This window comes from Luteolibacter sp. Y139, from assembly GCF_038066715.1.
In the GTDB taxonomy this organism is placed as follows: Bacteria; Verrucomicrobiota; Verrucomicrobiia; order Verrucomicrobiales; family Akkermansiaceae; genus Haloferula; species Haloferula soli.
In genome coordinates this window covers 17,279-33,159 of sequence record NZ_JBBUKT010000017.1, presented here as the reverse complement: position 1 = coordinate 33,159, position 15,881 = coordinate 17,279, and the positions used below count along the sequence as shown (strand labels likewise).

Genomic DNA, 15,881 nt, shown 5'->3' with positions numbered 1-15,881 from the left:
GCAGCTGCGGCGCTGGAAGGGCGTGTCGATCCCGCTATCAGCGGGAGTGCGGGTCGTGCCTGAACGCTTGATCCCCTCGACGTTTCGTCTTGTCACCACCGCGAACGCCTAGCAGCTTTAAGGTGTTCGCATGATTACCCGTCTGTATTCCGCCGCCCTCCGGGGAGTTGATGCCCTGGAGGTGGAGGTCGAGGTCAATGCCCGTGACTCGGACAAGCCGCTCACGCTGATTGTCGGCTTGCCGGATGCGGCGGTGCGGGAGTCGTCGCAGCGGGTGCTGTCGGCGATGGCGGCTTCGGCTCTGTCGCTGGGGCTGGGCACCAAGACGGTGAATCTGGCACCGGCGGATTTGAAGAAGGAGGGGCCTTCGTTTGACTTGCCGATCGCGTTGGCGATGGCGGCGGCTTGTGAGGGCGTGAAGCTGGTGGCGGATGATTTCATGGTCGTAGGCGAGCTTGGCTTGGACGGCACGGTGCGGCCGGTGAAGGGCGTGCTGGCGATCGCCTTGGAGGCACGGAATCGCGGGCGTCTAAAGCTGATCGTTCCAGAGGCGAACATGGCGGAAGCGGCGATCGTGGAGGGGGTGGATGTCTTCGGCGTGACCTCGCTTCATCAGGCGTGGAAGTTTCTGAATGGCGAGGAGGCGATTGCGCCGTTCCGTCTTGATCGGAAGGCTTATTTCGAATCCCACCGGACCTATGAGGTGGACTTCGATGAGGTGAAGGGGCAGCACCATGTGAAGCGGGCCTTGGAGGTGGCGGTCGCAGGTGGGCATAATCTCTTGATGGTCGGCCCTCCTGGCACCGGGAAGTCGATGTTGGCGAAGCGCCTCGCGACGATCATGCCGGACATGACCGAGGACGAGGCGATCGAAGCGACGAAGATCCATTCGATCTCTGGCAATCTCGATCTCAAGCGCGCCTTTCTCACCACTCGGCCGTTCCGCTCGCCGCACCACACCATCTCCGATGCTGGCTTGTTGGGTGGTGGGACGAATCCGGGGCCGGGTGAGGTGTCGCTGGCGCATCATGGCATTCTCTTTTTGGATGAGCTTCCGGAGTTCCGACGCCAGACTTTGGAAGTGATGCGTCAGCCTTTGGAAGACGGGCACGTGACGATCTCGCGTGCCGTGGGCTCGTTGACTTTTCCGGCGAGGTTTATGCTAGTGGCGGCGCTTAACCCGTGTCCGCAGGGATTCGCTTTGGGGCGATGGGCAGCATGATGGCTGGGTGGATGAAACGAAGTCCCAAACCCGAACATCCCTAGGAACTCAGCTCTTGAAATGTGGGCTGGAAGGGAACGCTTACACTCTCGCTCCACTCGGAAGGATGAGTGGCCCAATTTACTAAGTAATAGGCTGCGTCGGATCGATTCGATAGACTGGACCGATGGACGCATTGAAGTGCAAACGAGCACTAGTCACGGGAGCAAGCAGGGGAATTGGAGCTGCCATCGCAAAGGCATTGGCGGCTGAAGGCGCCAGCGTTGCCATTACCTATGAAAAATCGGCGGATAGGGCCGCGGAGGTGGTGCGCGAGATCACGGCGGCTGGAGGCAATGCGGTGGCCTTCGCCGCAAACAGTGCAGATCCCGAAGCGGTGCGTGCCTCCGTGGATCGGGCGGCTTCGGAACTCGGTGGCTTGGACATCCTGGTCAACAACGCGGGTGTCGGGCGACAGGGCAGCTTCGAGGAAATGTCGTTGGTGGATATTGATGTGCTGCTAAATGTGAATTTCAAAGGGGTGATTCTGGCCAGTCAGGCGGCTATCAAACATCTCGGAAAGGGAGGGCGCATCATCAGCATCGGCAGCGGTCTGGGTGAACGCGTGCCCTTTGGAGGCGTGACGGTCTACGCCGCAACAAAGTCCGCGCTGCGCTCCCTGACGGCGGGTCTCTCCCGTGAACTTGGGCCTCGCGGGATCACTGTGAATCTTATTCAGCCAGGCTCAACCGATACGGATGCAAATCCCGCAAATGGTGTGGGCGCTGACGCACAAAGAAGCGCGATGTCGCTGGGCGAATTTGGAACTCCCGAGGACATCGCCGCCGCTGTGGTTTTCCTGGCGGGGCCCGGGGGGAAACAGATAACCGGCACCACCATTACAGTGGACGGCGGTGCGCTCGCCTGACGGGTTGGCGGGTAAAAACCGTGCGCCGAGCATGTGGGGGTTTCCCGATTTCTTCGTGTCTCGAATCACTCCCGGGTCGGCCTATCGGGTAGCTGACGCGCCGAACGCCTATGGACGGCCTTATTCACCGGAGAACTGCTTCAATGATCCCGAATTCGAAACGCCTGCTCACGGTAATTACCGCGGCGCTCACCCTGTGGGTAGTCACGTCGTGTGCGTGGCAGCCCCGTCACCCGCGGGTCGCCTTATCGGACTCGATCCGGAATTTGGATTTCGCTTATCGCCGGTTGCCCCAAAGCCTGCCCGCTTACAACACGGCGATGCGGGAGGTGTGCGAAACCTTGTCAGCCCGCGGGTCAGCCCAAGCCACGCGGGACCTTGGAGAGGCAGGCGTTGATTTTTCGCAACCTCATGGAGGGCTTGCGATTTCCAGCATTGACCTGCCGTTAAGCCATCCTGTCCCGGAAACCGGTGCCGCAGGCGTTCCCATAGTACTGAAATATGAGCCGCCGCCGGGATCCCTTTATCCTCCCGAAGGCCTGTTCGTTAATGGAACGGCGATCTATGAAAGGGAGGATGGGCGTGGGAAGGTTTCGATCATTACCGGATCCGACATGGTCCGTCTCGGCAACCATCGCTATCAAGCTGCAATCGCACCGCTGGGCGCCGGCGAACGCATGGGCCTCCTTGGCAAAAAGTTCGCGCGATCGGGCTTCAAAGACATGTTGAGGCCCTTGGCCAGCGTCAGGAAGCCGAAGATCTACCTCCTTGATCCCTACGATCCTGACAAGATTCCGCTGCTGATGGTTCACGGGCTCCAATCAACTCCCTTGGCTTTCTCGGCCATGGTGGATGGTCTTCGAGGAAACCCGGAGTTCCGGAGCAAATACCAGATCTGGCAATTCCACTACCCGAGCGGAACGCCGGTGTTGGAAAATGCAGCATCGCTTCGCGCGAGCCTGTCCGCAACCATCGCGAAGTTGGATCCACAGGGGACCAGCGTCGCCTGCCATCACATCGTGCTGTTGGGGCACAGCATGGGCGGCGTCATCTCCCACACGTTGGTCAGCTCAAGCGGGGACGACCTTTGGTCGAGCATCTTCACGGTTCCGGCGTCTGAACTCTCAGGCGATCGGGAGACGATCCGGTATCTCGACCACGTCTTGCATTTTGAGCGGGATCCCAGGATTGCGAGGGTCGTTTTCATGGCTGCTCCCCACCAAGGGAGCCCGGTCTCGACCTCGGTTGTTGGAGCGATCGGGAATATGCTGACACGTCTCTCGCCGATGGAAGAATTTCGCATCAGTCGCCTGGCGGCTGACAACAGCAAGCGAATGAGGCCCGAGGCCGCTACATTCTACGGTGGGGGCCGGTTCTCATCGATCCGGACGCTTTCCCCGAAGGCACCGGCACTGATCGCACTTTCAAGACGGCCGATCCACATTCCTTTCCACAGCATCATTGCCCAAGAGAGCCCCGGGCCTATGCAGGAAGGATCAGACGGGGTGGTTCCCTATTGGAGCAGTCATCTGCCAGGCGCTCGCTCGGAAAAAGTGGTTCGCTCCGGTCATAGCGTCCTGGGCAACCCGGATGCGATTCGCGAAGTCAGCCGTATCCTTTTGGAAGAATAACCCAGGGCTTGGAGAATGATCAGACGGCAGCGTTGCCGAGCATGCGCTTGGTCATGAGAGGGCGAACGCAGCACCCTTCCCGAAATAGCTGTCTGAGGCCAGCACGACTCCATCAAGTCGTATATCGGTCTAACTCGGCACGGCACTCCGAAGCGAAACCGCGAAGCGGATGATCCGAGTCTCGAATCATGGCCGGAATTTCCTCGATCGGGATATTCTTGTCCATATATCTGTCGATCAGAAGCCTACAGAATTCTTCCGCAGAATTGACGATCGCGTCGGAGGAGACCAGCCGGATCCTCCCAAGAATCGTATAGAGATTCACCAGCGTTTCCGGGTGATCCAGCGAATGTTCGGTCGCATCAGCTGTCAGTTTGAATCCTTCTGCGATAAACTCGCCGTAGAGCACCTCCCTGCGCCTCAACTCCAATTGCGAGCGCTCACGGTGGTTCTGGTTCCGTTGCGTCATCCAGGTGGTGAATATCGAGGCGGAGGCGCCGGCGAGCGAACCCATGACTGCGGACAAGGCGCTGACCAAGGAAGGATCGATTGTCATGGCGGAGTGGCCGGAGATGGGGAGGCTAGGATGGTAATTTGGCCCGGGCGTAAGGGTAGATCAGATTTCCCGAAGCAAACTCATCCGGAGCTACGACAACTTGTTTGCCGGGCATCTTGAACTCGTTCAAATCGTAGCGCGCGATGTTCTGGAACTGAACTTGGAGAACCCGAGGATGCGCCCACTCGCCGTTCTCACCAAATTTCACTTCACCCACCACGGTTTCAAAGATGGCGTTCCGGCTATAGGCGATCAATGCGGCGTCATCGAGGCTGCCGGTCGCTGTCACGGCTTGTTCCAGCACCTGCAATTGCGCATAGGCCTGAGGGGCCATGTAAAAGCCGAGTGGATCAGCTCCGGATGAGGCCGCCTGGGATTGGTATTCCTCAATGAAATCCGCGACTCCCGGAAACATCATCTTGGGCACCGGCAACCAATACTCGTAGTTAACCACGCCGTTGAGCAGGGGACCCAGGGTTGCCTTTACGGACGCGCTCTGCGGGCCGATCATGGAAGCGCCGACCATCTTGGGCGTGTATTCCCAGGCATTGATCGCGCGTACGAGGCCGATCGAATCGGAGAGATACGAACAGATGAACAGTAGATCGGGGACGACTTCCTCTATCTCGTTGAGCAGTGGCGCGAAATCGGTGGTGGAAAGCGGATAATTTCGCTCCAGAACCACGTCGAATCCATGCGTCCTGGCATTGTGCCGGGCTCCGATGATCGGATTGCGCGAGAACTCGGCATCGGCCGAAATCAAGGCCACTGTCGTTGGCCTGGGAGTCTGAGAGGAAGCCAGTTCGAAGAACCCCTCGGTCAGGGCACTATCCGGATGTGGACCGGTGGGAATCATCGCGAAATAGCCGGAATGGTTGCTAACGCCATTGACCCCCAGTCCCATCAATCCGACGAAAAATCGATTTCGCGCGACGATGAGCGGCATGGCGGGCGCCAGCGTTCCAGTGCCGTACCCGCCGATCACAAGATCGACCTTGTCCTCATCCATCAACCGCTCATAGAGACCGGAAACCAGCGTTGGGTCGGCGCGGTCGTCATAGCAGACGAATTCGACCGGCCGACCGAGGAGGCCGCCCCTGCGGTTGATGTCATTGCGCCAGATCTCATGGGCGAGTTGGGCCGACCGGCTGTTGTCAGCGACCGGGCCCGTTAGCGACAAACAATATCCAATGCGCAACGGCGCCGGGTTTGTTGGTTGGCTGGACATTTCAATCAGGATTTCCGGTAGAGTTTCATCCGTTCCCAGGCTCGAGGAAAACGAAGAGCGAATGGATCCGGTTCCCCTCAAAATGAGCGATGTCCATGCCTGTGATCGCCGCAGGACCTTCGGCAGGGCCCAGCCTCCATCTCAGGCGGCCGACTTGGTGATGGCCCATGGCAGCATCTAGTGCACGGAAGTCGAACTCCGGCAGCACTCCTGCCAGCAGCGAAGTCACGGCGTCGTGGATCGCCGTATGTCCTGTTGCGGATGCATGAGGCTCGTTGAGAACAGCGTCTTCGGTGTAGAGGTCATGGATTGCCTTGAGGCGCTTGTCCGGGTCGCGTTCGCCGAAAACGCGGACTAGGTTTGCCTGCATCAAACCATCGTAGTCGGTGGGGTCTGGCTTTTCTGAATCGTTCATTGGCTTGTTTTCGCTTCTGTTTCTGATGGGGATGCGACGGGACAACCGCTTTCACTCGTTCGAGGGGTGATCAGGAACTGATGAATTCCAGAACGCCGGCGTTGAAGCGGTCCGCATTCACCTCCGCGAGACCATGTGATCCGCCGGCATAGACGTTCAGAGTCGCATCAGGCAGGAGTTTGACGGCAAGATGAGCGGAAGCCTCGATCGGGACGATCTGGTCATCATCCCCGTGAATGATCAGGGTGGGGCGATCGATCCGTCTAAGATCTTCGGAATAGTCGATCTCCGAAAATTCGTGGACGCAGTCGTATTGACCTTTGATGCCGCCCTGCAGGCCGATCCGGCGGAAGTTCTCGCGGAGGCCCTCGTTGGTTCGAGCGGGATCGCGATTGAAGCCATAGAAGGGAATGGTCAGGTCGTAGAAGAATTGGGAACGGTTCTTCGCCGTATTCTCGCGGATGCCGTCGAATGCGGAAAGCGGGGTGCCATGCGGGTTGGCATTCGTCTGCACCATCAGCGGGGGAACGGCGCCCACGAGGACAACCTTCGCGACGCGCGCGGTGCCATGACGTCCGATGTAACGCGCTACCTCGCCGCCGCCTGTCGAATGACCGATTAGAATCAAATCGCGCAGATCCAACGATTCGATAAGTTCCGCTAGATCGTCTGCATATCGGTCCATGTTGTTGCCCTCCCACGTCTGATCCGAGCGGCCATGACTGCGGCGGTCATGCGCGATCACGCGGAAGCCGCTTTGTCCGAAGAACAACATTTGCTGATCCCATGCGTCGGATGACAGAGGCCAGCCGTGGGAGAAAAGAATCGGTTGGCCCGAACCCCAGTCCTTGTAGAAGAGACGGGTTCCGTCGTCCGTTGTGAAGTGGCTCATTGATTTTTTCCTTCTGATTTCGATGTGATTGATGGGTGCGCACGCGTGCCACTGAACGAGGGCTTGGGATCCTAATGGGGTAGTCCGCGCCGGTTTCAACGAACACGACGCGGACTAGTATTTTCGTTGTCAGAGCATCACGGCCGCCGGGCTATCAAGCGGGTTGGTAGCTATATGGGCCCCGAAACTCATTTCGACGCCTTTTGGCCGCTCGCGAGGAGTTGCAATTCCCATGCGAAGGCGACTCCGGTGCCACCGCCATGTTCCGCGAGGACACCGGCAAGCAGGCCCGCTGTTTTCTCGCGCGCCCAGTCACGCTGCCATTCGGACAGCACTGCTAGCCAGGTGATCGGCACGGCGCCAGCTTGCACCAGACGGCGCACGGCCATGTCGTGCGACTCCTTGCTCGCGCCGCCTGAGGCGTCGGTGACCACAAAGACGTCGTAGCCCTCGCCCAGAGCGTGGATCGCGGGCATTGCGAGGCAGACCTCTGTCCACAGCGCGGCTAGAATCAACTGCTTTCTTCCGCTCTTCTTCACCACATCGGTGACGTTTGTATCTTCCCAAGTGTTGACCCAAGTACGGTTGATCGGCTTTTGATCGGGGAAGACGTCCTGGAGGCCCTTGATGATATAGCCGCCACGCTCTTCGAGCACGGTGGTCAGGATGGTAGGCACCTCGAAAGCCTTCGCGCCTTTGGCAAGACCGATGACGTTGTTCACGATCATCGTCGGCTCATGGCTGTTGAGGTTCGCGAATTGAAAAGGTTGGTGGTCGATCAGTACGACAATGCTGTCTTCAGGACGGAGGAGGGCTTTGAGGCCGGTCTTGTTGTCACTCATGATGGTGGTTCCTTTCAGGTGGGTAGGTTTTGATTTGGTTACTCGATCCAGATGGTGCGGCGGGATCTTTTCATGATCCCGGTGCACCTGTGCAGGATGCCGAGCACGCCAGGAAACAGGTAAGACTTTGTTGGTTGGGTTGCTCAACCTTTGAGGTGGGGAGGGATGTCGCCTGTCCCGGAAGGATGGGTAGGCCAACTAACAAAGCATTAGCCGTCCTGTCCGGTGCCGATACGCTGCCAGCTTACTCTCCGGTGAAGGAGCGCGATCCGGAATCCCTGAAATGTGAGCGGACCGCATACCGAAAACGAAATCCGACCCCGGACCTCCTGCCATGCGGCCCACCTTTTCCTCCTTCTGCGTCTTCATCCTCATCATGCCGCCGGCAAGCGCGGGCGTCGTGGGGGATGGGTGGGAGTTTTCCATCGACGGCAACGCGCGTACCGTGGTCGAGAGCTATCACAATCTCTACTTCGACATCACCGGCGAGGGGGATGACAGCTGGGTGCATCAACGGGTGCAGGCACTGATGGAGCTGGAATACGGAAACACTTTCAAGATTGGCAGCGAATTGACCTGGGGGGACATGTGGGGAAGGCAATCGAAGCTCGGACCACCGGATCAGGACGGAGGAGATTTCCTGCAGCTTTTCGCACAGGGAAGATTTGTCACGGGAGAGGGAGATTCCCTGCTGATCAAAGCCGGAAGGCAGACGCTGCGATACGGATCGGCGAGGCTGCTTTCGACGCGAGAAGGCGCCAACCAGAGGCTGGCCCATGACGCTTTCTTGCTCTCGTGGGAGCGCCCGGAGCAGTTCAGGATTGATGCTTTCGTCGCGGCTCCGGTAACGACAACACCGGGATTGTTCGACAACAGGTCGCACCCGGACCAGACGTTCTTCTGGAGCATTTACGCGGTCCTGCCCTCGCCATGGCAGCAAGAAAGCCACTATGACCTGTATTACATCGGCCTGAGCGACAAGGAATCCGTATTCGTTCCGGGCGGGCGGGAGTTGCGGCACACTGTCGGGGTGCGATGGTGGGACGACACCTGCCCGTGGATCTGCAACACGGAGACAACCCTGCAGTTCGGACACGCCGGGGAGCGCGACATCCTGGCGGGGGCGTTGAGCCTGGGAGTCGGGCGGGTGCTGGACGCGCCCATGAAACCGACGCTGATGCTGCGGGCGGACGCCATTTCCGGAGGCGATGACAAGGGCGCCTTGAACACGCTCCATCCGTTGTTTCAGGCAAACAACTACTTCAACCAGGGCGGCTTCATTTCACCTTCCAATCTCTACAATCTCAACCCGCAGATCATGCTGCAACCCCGTGCCGATGTGGGCGTCACCCTGGGTGTGAACTTCCAGTGGAGGTTCAGCGATGACGATGCCATCTACGCGCCCCCTCTCCGGCCGATCGGCAAGCCGTCCCCCGGCGTGGACAAATACCTGGGAACTGCATTCAATGCGGCGGTCACTTGGGATGCATGCGAATCTACCCAACTGGCGCTCAGTTTCACCCATCACGAGGCGGGGCCGTCGCTGATTGCCGCGGGCGGCAAGAACGTTGATTATTTGCAGACCGCTCTGAACTTGAGGTTCTGATCGCCGCACAGTGAGACGTGATGCGCCTCCAAAAGGAAGTTTATTGATCGCGGCAATTTGGTCCCCTTCGATCCGATGGTGCCTCTGCTATTTGAAAACCGGCACCACCTTCGTTCCGATGAGCTGGATCGACTCCAGCAGCCGCTCATGAGGAAGGCTGGCCGCGCTCATCTGGAAGGTGATGCGCGAGATCCCGCCGAGCTTCTCATCATAAGAGGCGATCTTCCGCGCGACGTGTTCCGGATCGCCCACGAGAAGTGCTCCTTGCGGGGAAACGCCGGCCTTGAAGTGGGCCATGGTGGTGGGTGGCCACCCGCGTTCCTTGCCGACTTCGTTGAAGGTGTGCATGTATCCCGGAGCCAGATCCTCGACCGCTTGTTGCATCGTCCCGGCCACGTAGCCGATGGCATGAATGCCCACAATGAGCTGTTCAGGAGGGTGGCCCGCCTTTCTGCCCGCCTCTCGATAGAGGTCAATCAAGGGGCGGAAGCGTGCGGGCTCCCCACCGATGATGGCGACCATCAAGGGAAGTCCGAGAGTGCCGGCGCGAATGAATGAAGCCGGCGTGCCGCCGACACCGAGCCAGATGGGTAGAGAGGCCTGGACGGGCCGTGGATAGACTCCTTGCCCGGTGAGCGGTGCGCGGTGCTTCCCCGACCAGCGGACTTCGGTGTTGTCGCGGATCCTGAGAAGCAGATCCAGCTTCTCCGTGAAAAGTGAATCGTAGTCCTCGAGGGAATAGCCAAACAAGGGGTAGGCATCCGCGAAGGACCCCCTGCCGGCGACAATCTCGGCGCGTCCTCCGGAGATCAGATCAAGCGTTGCGAAGTCCTGAAAGACCCGGACTGGATCGTCGGCGCTAAGAACGGTCACCGCACTTGTCAGGCGGATGCGGTTTGTCCTGGCTGCGGCTGCGGCGAGAATGATGGCAGGAGCTGAGTCGGCGAAGTCAGCCCGATGGTGCTCGCCGATTCCGAAAACATCGAGGCCCGCCCGGTCGGCGCATTCGATTTCCTCAAGCACGTTCCTGATGCGCTCCGCGGTGCTGATTACCTGGCCTGTGATCGCGTCAGGCGTGTTGATGACGAAGCTGTCGATGCCGATTTGCATGTGCGACTTAGGAAAGCATTAAAGGATCATTGCAGCGATTTGGCCTCGCGAACCGTAGAGGGGCAAGTTGGCGAAGAAGCGCCAACTTGCCCAACAAGATTTCAACCCGGATCAGGCCATCACTTTCCTTCCCCGGGATCAAACATGGCGACTCCGCTTTTCGAGTTGGCAGCGGAAACGTCGGTTTGGAGGACGTCCCAGTGTTCTGCAATCTTGCCATTCTCGACCCGGAAGATGTCGACAACCACCTGCGGTTCTGGACCCCAGCCATGGAGACGACCGTGAATTGCCACCAGGTTGCCTTCGGCGATCATCATACCGGGCTCGTAAGATACTTCCGCGGACAGGCCTTCCACAACCTTTTGAAGCGCGTCACGTCCCTGGGGGACGTGGGGATTGTGCTGGATATAATCAGGCGAGAGAAGCCGCTCCACGGCTGATGAGTCGTGTTGCTGGAAGAGCGATAGCATCGAATCGAGCACCAGGGCCTTGTTCCGCTGGGGTTGATCATTGAGGCCTCGGTCGGCGGGTCGAGTGATCTCGATGGTCCCGGTCATTCTGGTGAATTCTCCCGAATTTCTGGTAACGTGCGAATGGACAACCTGCCGGTCATAGTCGTGGACCTCAGCCACCGTCGCACCGTCGCGTTGCTGCCAACTCACGGCGAACAGGCTGTTGCCAAGCGGAACCACTTGAATTTCTACCTTCTCAACGGTGGCATCGGAACCTTCCTTGATCTCGAGCCTCAGCTCTCGGGTTGAAAGTAGCTTCATGCTGGCCTTGTAGGTAGGATAGACGACATCCATTTCCAATCCGACAGGGAAGTGGTCCAAGGCCGTCATCTTGTTATTGGAGAGGGTAGAGGTAGCGGAGGGATTTTTATGCTTACTCATGCTGGCGTTTATTTCTTGGTGGAGGGACTGCGATTTATTTGCTGCGGGAAGCCGGTGGGTAAGGCCCGTTGGATACTTCCGCGAAACATGGCTACGCTAACAAAGGCGACGCAAGCGGCCCAATGCTTAGTTACTTGGCTTGCTCATCCTTCTAGGTTGGGCTACCCGGTGGCCCATGGAACTCCGCCATCTCCGTTATTTCGTCGCTGTTGCCTCTCATGGCTCGTTTAATCGCGCGGCGGTGATTCTGAACATCACCCAGCCACCGCTCAGCAGGCAGGTGAGGGACCTGGAAGAACAATTGGGTGTGCCCCTTCTCGTGCGAGGAACCAATTCGCTGAAGCTTACGGAAGCTGGCGAGCTGTTTTATGAGGAAGCGCGCGAGGTGCTTGCTCGCGCAGATGATGCGGTTCGCCGCGTGCGGGGCCAGGCAGGGAAGGAGATTCTCCGGGTGGGCTACGCTCCTTCGATGACGACTGGCATCATGTCCGCGGCGTTGGCGAGGTTTCAATCGGCCGTACCGGGCGTGCGGATCGAGTTGGCGGATCTGTCATCGCGGGAAATCAATGAGCTGGCTTCCGAGGGCAGACTCGACCTCGTCGTAACTCCGGGGGTTTCGGTTGCAAAAGGAATCCCGGGCTTCCAATTCAGCGAACTGCGCCGCTTGGGACTGGTGCTGGTCCTTTCGGAGAGGCATCCGCTTGCGAAGCTAAAGCGGATACCGGTAGCCCGGATGCATCAACTGCCCTTGGTCGGCCTGGCGAAGGACAATTTTCCAGAGTATGTGCCGACCGTGCGAAGCATGTTCAAGCCCTTCGGGGTTTCACTGCGCTTCATTTCATTGGTGAGCGACGGCGTTTGCACCCTTTTCGAAGATTTGGAAGCGCGCAATGCTGCGGCCATCTTCGCCGAGGGAATTTCGGGCATGATGCCCCGGACACTCGTGATGAAGCCGTTTGCTCCGAAGTTACCGGGTGCCCCGGTCCTGATCGGCCTTCCCGCATTGCGCCCCAAGCCACATGCTGAGACTTTTGCGCGACTGCTTATTGAAGAAGCGCGGACCCGATAGACGACCTTCTCCAGACCTGTTCATCTTCGGTTTGCCAGCGATGCTAGTAGGCCATCGAAGTTTCAACTACCCAGGCATTTCGTTTGTCTGACGAGCGCGACGACGAGGTGGAAAGATCGGACGTGTGACTTCACGTCTGCCATCGCCCTAGAATCCGCAACGGACCGGATTGCCATAGTAGACGGAAAGTAAGTCGGTTGCCTGCTTTTTAGCGGTGTCTCCTCCGAGCGAAGCCTTAGCCGCAGTGGATTGCTTTGGGGAGACGGGCGGCAGGAAACTTTGCTTTTGTTCAGCCGGCCCGAGGAACCTAGTCGTGCCGCCATAGTCGAATAGGTCGCACTCCTCAACAAAGTCGATCTGCAGCCCGCCCAAGGCAAAGGGTGAACCGGGACAGCGCTCCGTGTAGGGCTCGGCGTTGGAGTTTTTGGTTAGAGTAGGAGGTCCTTGCTCGAAACAACAGGCCTCGGGGTGCTGGCGGAAACCGAATCCAGCGCGAAAGCTCGGTTCGTCCGAAGCCGGAGAAGTCCGGCCGAAACATGGGCGTTCAATCGTCGAAAAGCAGTTCCGATTTCGTTTTTCTCAAGGGTTGGCACGTCCAACGCCTATGGTTGGTCGCGTACAGTTCACTTTATCTGCGATGCAGCCCGGAGGACAACATGTAATAGACGATACTTGACGTGTCACGACCTAGCGGGTAGCAGCCTACTATTTCCCACGGAATTCCCCGTGACTTCGACCCCTTATCTAACCCCTCTTCGGGAATATGAGAGCCATGCTATCACATAGTGCGTTTTTTGAGGAATCGCCGATAGAGCACCGCAAGCCATTCGACGTCGGTCGAAATGGGGTCGAGATCACCGAGGCTCCGCCCCATCACCGCTCCTGCTCGAGCGGTCCTGACAACGGAGCCCTTCAGTGGCTGCGCTCTATCCGCAACGCAAAACTCAGTCATGGAAGCTCTGACGAAGTCGGCCAATTGTTTGATTGGAACGCAAAGGGACAACCACGCTTCATCCACCTCCTCGGTCACGGAGCAAGCGGTATTTTTGAGGTCGGTGACGGCCAAACGGCAATCACGACGAAGGGTACACTCCAATACTATAATGCGCTGTACTGGTTTGATCGCATGCAACGCATCTCCAAGTGGGATCCGAATGGCCAACCAAGAATCCCTGCTGACGATGTGGAGTGGTCCGGGGGGCTTATGCTCGAAGGTTGCGGTGTTGGAGACGGCTACATAGGCGTTCGGTTCTTGAAAGAGCTGGCCGATTGCACCAGACGGGAGGTGTTCGCTTTCACTGGGCTAATCTCGGTTTCCAGAACTACAGTTACGTTTGAAAAAGGAAGGGCGTGGATTCGTCAGCGCCCCTTCGCAAATACGCAACAAGTGGAGATTCAGTACCTTCACGAAAGCTTGGTCCGAAACACGAACTTGGAAATGACAGGAATCGGTGAAGAGAGGGAGCCGGCGGACATCGCAAGCGTAGAAGTAACCAGCTTGCTAGAAGGAAAAAGCAAGGAACAATCAGGGAGCTCGTCCATCGAGCTGATTAATCAACTCTTCTACTCGAAGAGCTTCACCCCCGAAGGGCTTCCGCTCGGTATTCTCACCCATCGCATTCACATTAACTATAAAAACCGTGAACCGTTGAACGTCGAAGTTTACGCGGGTCGCTTCGCTTCGGTAGCCGAAGACCTTGCATTTATAGTAGGGCCGAAATTTGAGGATACGGTTGCGAAACATCTCGAGGCGTAGGCACGGCCTTCAACGCCAGCCATCTCCTTGTTTCCTTGCTGAATTATGAATCCGAATTCAACTGAAAACCAACTCATTCACTACATCGTTCCGGTATATGGCGGCGCATGCGGGCCGCATAACACCCGAACTCTCTACTATCGAAATATCCACCCTACTTATAAAATAAGAATCAAGGTAAGACACCATTGGATGGTGGGGCCTGAATATCACGAAGAGATTCTGTATTTTTCGCTTTTGCCAAATCCTCAAGGGAAACCCGATCTCCCGGACTCTCTAGACGCAGTCATGGGATGCCCAATCCCCGGCCCTACGATGCAACTTTTCAACTGGGATGTAGTGACGGCAGATCCCTTCTAATGCCTTTTAAACGATTGTAGACTCTAACAGAAGTCATCATGTCAAGGTGCCTGTCCTGAATGGCATTAAATCTAGCCAGAGCGTCGTAAATACAATTGATTGTCCCTGCGAGATTAAAGGCCGTCTCAATCCGTCGGGTTACAGTAAAGCCCGAAAGAAGAGCATTCGCCGCGTAGTGTCCAGAAACTCGACTGCTCCGGAACGGCCTGAATTTCAATGGTCTGAAGCCGGCTAATGCCAGCTCGCTTCTGAGCTGTGCAACGGCTGTCGCTCTGCCAAGCTTTTGCGATGGGGATCGGAACTCTCATCCTGGTTGGCTTGGCTGGTTGGATCAACCGACAGCAGCAGGACGTCATCGAATACCTCCAAGAGGAGGTTCGTGTGCTCAGGAAGTTGCAGGGCAAGAGGCGCCTGAGGTTTAGCGATGAGGCTGGCCCAGAAGGCGAAGCGCATTGGCTTGAGCGGGCTCATAGAGATTGCCGCGATCGTTTCGCCGCAGACCCTCTTGGCCTGGCATCGGAAGCTGATCGCGGCAAAGTACGATTCGAGTGGTGAGCGTCGGCAGGTTGGTCGTCCTCCGACAGCTGACTATCTACAAGCCTTGGTCCTGAGGATGGCTGAAGAGAATCGGGGCTGGGGCTATACCCGGATCCAAGGTGCCCTGGCAAACCTCGGCCACGACCTCGACCGTGGCACCATTGCAGGCATCATAAAGAAAGCAGGGGTAGAGCCAGCACCGGAACGAGGGAAGGGGACTAGCTGAGCAGAGTTCCTGAGCGTCCATTGGGAGGTCCTTGGCGCTGCTGACTTCTTCACCGTGGAGCTGTGGTCTTGGGGGCGTCTCACCCGCTATCACGTGTTCTTCGTGATCCGCCTTGCGACTCGAAGCGTCCACGTAGCAGGAATCGTCCCGGAGCCTGACGGAAGGTGGATGCCAAGTCGGCCGGAATCTGACCGATTGCCAAGAGGGGTTCCTGCTGGAGTGCAGATTCCTGATCCATGATCGTGCGACCGTGTTTACCCGGGAGTTCGTATCGATCCTCAAGTGTGCGGGCGTGGAGTCGATCCGTCTTCCAGCCAGGTCGCCCAACCTGAATGCATTCGCTGAAAGGTTCGTGCGGACGATCAAAGCCGAGTGCCTCGACCATCTGATTCTCGTGGGAGAGCGATCGCTCCGGCGGGCGGTTGAGGAATTCTGCTCCCACTACCACGACGAACGGAATCACCAAGGCCTGGAGAACAAGCTCATCGAGGCAAGCTTCGTTCCCGGTGGGGCGGGAGAACTGAACTGTCGGGAACGGCTAGGAGGTCTGCTCCGCTACTACCACAGAGAGGCAGCATGAAGAGCAGAGATCGAATTCTGGACAGTACGAGATCAAGCCAGGCAAAGCGCG

General features: G+C 57.9%; 15 protein-coding genes. 7 read left to right on the top strand and 8 right to left on the bottom strand.

Annotation, left to right across the window (positions count from 1 at the left end; translation table 11 throughout):
• The first annotated feature begins 130 nt into the window (after positions 1–130).
• The 3 genes from WKV53_RS27215 (at position 131) to WKV53_RS27205 (ending at position 3,760) form a co-directional block, all read left to right on the top strand.
• A complete protein-coding gene (locus WKV53_RS27215) occupies positions 131–1,222 on the top strand; it encodes a YifB family Mg chelatase-like AAA ATPase (protein WP_341408004.1) in 1,092 nt (363 codons plus the stop codon).
• Positions 1,223–1,388: 166 nt separating this feature from the next.
• On the top strand, positions 1,389–2,129 hold the full coding sequence (locus tag WKV53_RS27210; RefSeq protein WP_341408003.1) for an SDR family NAD(P)-dependent oxidoreductase: 741 nt from the start codon (positions 1,389–1,391) through the stop codon (positions 2,127–2,129).
• A 143-nt stretch (positions 2,130–2,272) separates the two neighbouring features.
• On the top strand, positions 2,273–3,760 hold the full coding sequence (locus WKV53_RS27205) for an esterase/lipase family protein (protein WP_341408002.1): 1,488 nt from the start codon (positions 2,273–2,275) through the stop codon (positions 3,758–3,760).
• Positions 3,761–3,872: 112 nt separating this feature from the next.
• Here the strand turns inward: WKV53_RS27205 and WKV53_RS27200 are convergent, their stop codons facing one another.
• The 5 genes from WKV53_RS27200 to WKV53_RS27180 all read right to left on the bottom strand — a co-directional run bounded on the left by WKV53_RS27200 (position 3,873) and on the right by WKV53_RS27180 (position 7,693).
• A complete protein-coding gene (locus tag WKV53_RS27200) occupies positions 3,873–4,316 on the bottom strand; it encodes a hypothetical protein (protein WP_341408001.1) in 444 nt (147 codons plus the stop codon).
• Positions 4,317–4,341: 25 nt separating this feature from the next.
• Positions 4,342–5,544, bottom strand: a complete 1,203-nt coding sequence (locus WKV53_RS27195; RefSeq protein ID WP_341408000.1) for an amino acid ABC transporter substrate-binding protein — start codon at positions 5,542–5,544, stop codon at positions 4,342–4,344.
• 25 nt (positions 5,545–5,569) lie between these two features.
• Positions 5,570–5,959: a nuclear transport factor 2 family protein gene (locus WKV53_RS27190; RefSeq protein ID WP_341407999.1), complete on the bottom strand. Its 390-nt coding sequence runs from the start codon at positions 5,957–5,959 to the stop codon at positions 5,570–5,572.
• A 70-nt stretch (positions 5,960–6,029) separates the two neighbouring features.
• Positions 6,030–6,851, bottom strand: a complete 822-nt coding sequence (locus WKV53_RS27185; RefSeq protein WP_345789692.1) for an alpha/beta fold hydrolase — start codon at positions 6,849–6,851, stop codon at positions 6,030–6,032.
• A 188-nt stretch (positions 6,852–7,039) separates the two neighbouring features.
• Positions 7,040–7,693, bottom strand: coding sequence for a hydrolase (locus WKV53_RS27180; RefSeq protein WP_345789691.1), 654 nt, complete (start codon positions 7,691–7,693; stop codon positions 7,040–7,042).
• A gap of 376 nt (positions 7,694–8,069) precedes the next feature.
• On the opposite strand from WKV53_RS27180, the gene WKV53_RS27175 reads away from it, so the two are divergent.
• Entirely contained in the window at positions 8,070–9,299 is a 1,230-nt protein-coding gene (locus WKV53_RS27175; RefSeq protein WP_341407996.1) for an alginate export family protein, read from the top strand.
• Between the two features lie 87 nt (positions 9,300–9,386).
• Here the strand turns inward: WKV53_RS27175 and WKV53_RS27170 are convergent, their stop codons facing one another.
• Both WKV53_RS27170 and WKV53_RS27165 read right to left on the bottom strand, forming a co-directional pair.
• Positions 9,387–10,409 carry an LLM class flavin-dependent oxidoreductase gene (locus tag WKV53_RS27170; RefSeq protein ID WP_341407995.1) on the bottom strand — a complete coding sequence of 341 codons (1,023 nt, stop codon included), beginning with the start codon at positions 10,407–10,409 and terminating at the stop codon, positions 9,387–9,389.
• Positions 10,410–10,528: 119 nt separating this feature from the next.
• Entirely contained in the window at positions 10,529–11,251 is a 723-nt protein-coding gene (locus tag WKV53_RS27165) for a nuclear transport factor 2 family protein (RefSeq protein WP_341407994.1), read from the bottom strand.
• A gap of 226 nt (positions 11,252–11,477) precedes the next feature.
• On the opposite strand from WKV53_RS27165, the gene WKV53_RS27160 reads away from it, so the two are divergent.
• Both WKV53_RS27160 and WKV53_RS27155 read left to right on the top strand, forming a co-directional pair.
• Positions 11,478–12,371 carry a LysR family transcriptional regulator gene (locus WKV53_RS27160; protein WP_341407993.1) on the top strand — a complete coding sequence of 298 codons (894 nt, stop codon included), beginning with the start codon at positions 11,478–11,480 and terminating at the stop codon, positions 12,369–12,371.
• A 763-nt stretch (positions 12,372–13,134) separates the two neighbouring features.
• Entirely contained in the window at positions 13,135–14,127 is a 993-nt protein-coding gene (locus tag WKV53_RS27155; protein WP_341407992.1) for a hypothetical protein, read from the top strand.
• Positions 14,128–14,718: 591 nt separating this feature from the next.
• Here the strand turns inward: WKV53_RS27155 and WKV53_RS27150 are convergent.
• Complete coding sequence (locus WKV53_RS27150) at positions 14,719–14,940, bottom strand: hypothetical protein (RefSeq protein ID WP_341407991.1); 222 nt, start codon at positions 14,938–14,940, stop codon at positions 14,719–14,721.
• A gap of 560 nt (positions 14,941–15,500) precedes the next feature.
• Between WKV53_RS27150 and WKV53_RS27145 the strand changes: the two genes are divergently transcribed.
• On the top strand, positions 15,501–15,830 hold the full coding sequence (locus WKV53_RS27145; RefSeq protein ID WP_341407990.1) for an integrase core domain-containing protein: 330 nt from the start codon (positions 15,501–15,503) through the stop codon (positions 15,828–15,830).
• The last annotated feature ends 51 nt before the right edge of the window (positions 15,831–15,881 follow it).

Excerpts from the sequence above, each read along its gene's own strand:
- WKV53_RS27165 (WP_341407994.1), bottom strand. The coding sequence starts at position 11,251 with ATGACGGCCTTGGACCACTTCCCTGTCGGATTGGAAATGGATGTCGTC.
- WKV53_RS27170 (WP_341407995.1), bottom strand. The coding sequence starts at position 10,409 with ATGCAAATCGGCATCGACAGCTTCGTCATCAACACGCCTGACGCGATC.
- WKV53_RS27205 (WP_341408002.1), top strand. The coding sequence starts at position 2,273 with ATGATCCCGAATTCGAAACGCCTGCTCACGGTAATTACCGCGGCGCTC.
- WKV53_RS27195 (WP_341408000.1), bottom strand. The coding sequence starts at position 5,544 with ATGTCCAGCCAACCAACAAACCCGGCGCCGTTGCGCATTGGATATTGT.
- WKV53_RS27200 (WP_341408001.1), bottom strand. The coding sequence starts at position 4,316 with ATGACAATCGATCCTTCCTTGGTCAGCGCCTTGTCCGCAGTCATGGGT.
- WKV53_RS27190 (WP_341407999.1), bottom strand. The coding sequence starts at position 5,959 with ATGAACGATTCAGAAAAGCCAGACCCCACCGACTACGATGGTTTGATG.
- WKV53_RS27155 (WP_341407992.1), top strand. The coding sequence starts at position 13,135 with ATGAGAGCCATGCTATCACATAGTGCGTTTTTTGAGGAATCGCCGATA.
- WKV53_RS27185 (WP_345789692.1), bottom strand. The coding sequence starts at position 6,851 with ATGAGCCACTTCACAACGGACGACGGAACCCGTCTCTTCTACAAGGAC.
- WKV53_RS27210 (WP_341408003.1), top strand. The coding sequence starts at position 1,389 with ATGGACGCATTGAAGTGCAAACGAGCACTAGTCACGGGAGCAAGCAGG.
- WKV53_RS27150 (WP_341407991.1), bottom strand. The coding sequence starts at position 14,940 with ATGCGCTTCGCCTTCTGGGCCAGCCTCATCGCTAAACCTCAGGCGCCT.
- WKV53_RS27175 (WP_341407996.1), top strand. The coding sequence starts at position 8,070 with ATGCCGCCGGCAAGCGCGGGCGTCGTGGGGGATGGGTGGGAGTTTTCC.
- WKV53_RS27160 (WP_341407993.1), top strand. The coding sequence starts at position 11,478 with ATGGAACTCCGCCATCTCCGTTATTTCGTCGCTGTTGCCTCTCATGGC.
- WKV53_RS27215 (WP_341408004.1), top strand. The coding sequence starts at position 131 with ATGATTACCCGTCTGTATTCCGCCGCCCTCCGGGGAGTTGATGCCCTG.
- WKV53_RS27180 (WP_345789691.1), bottom strand. The coding sequence starts at position 7,693 with ATGAGTGACAACAAGACCGGCCTCAAAGCCCTCCTCCGTCCTGAAGAC.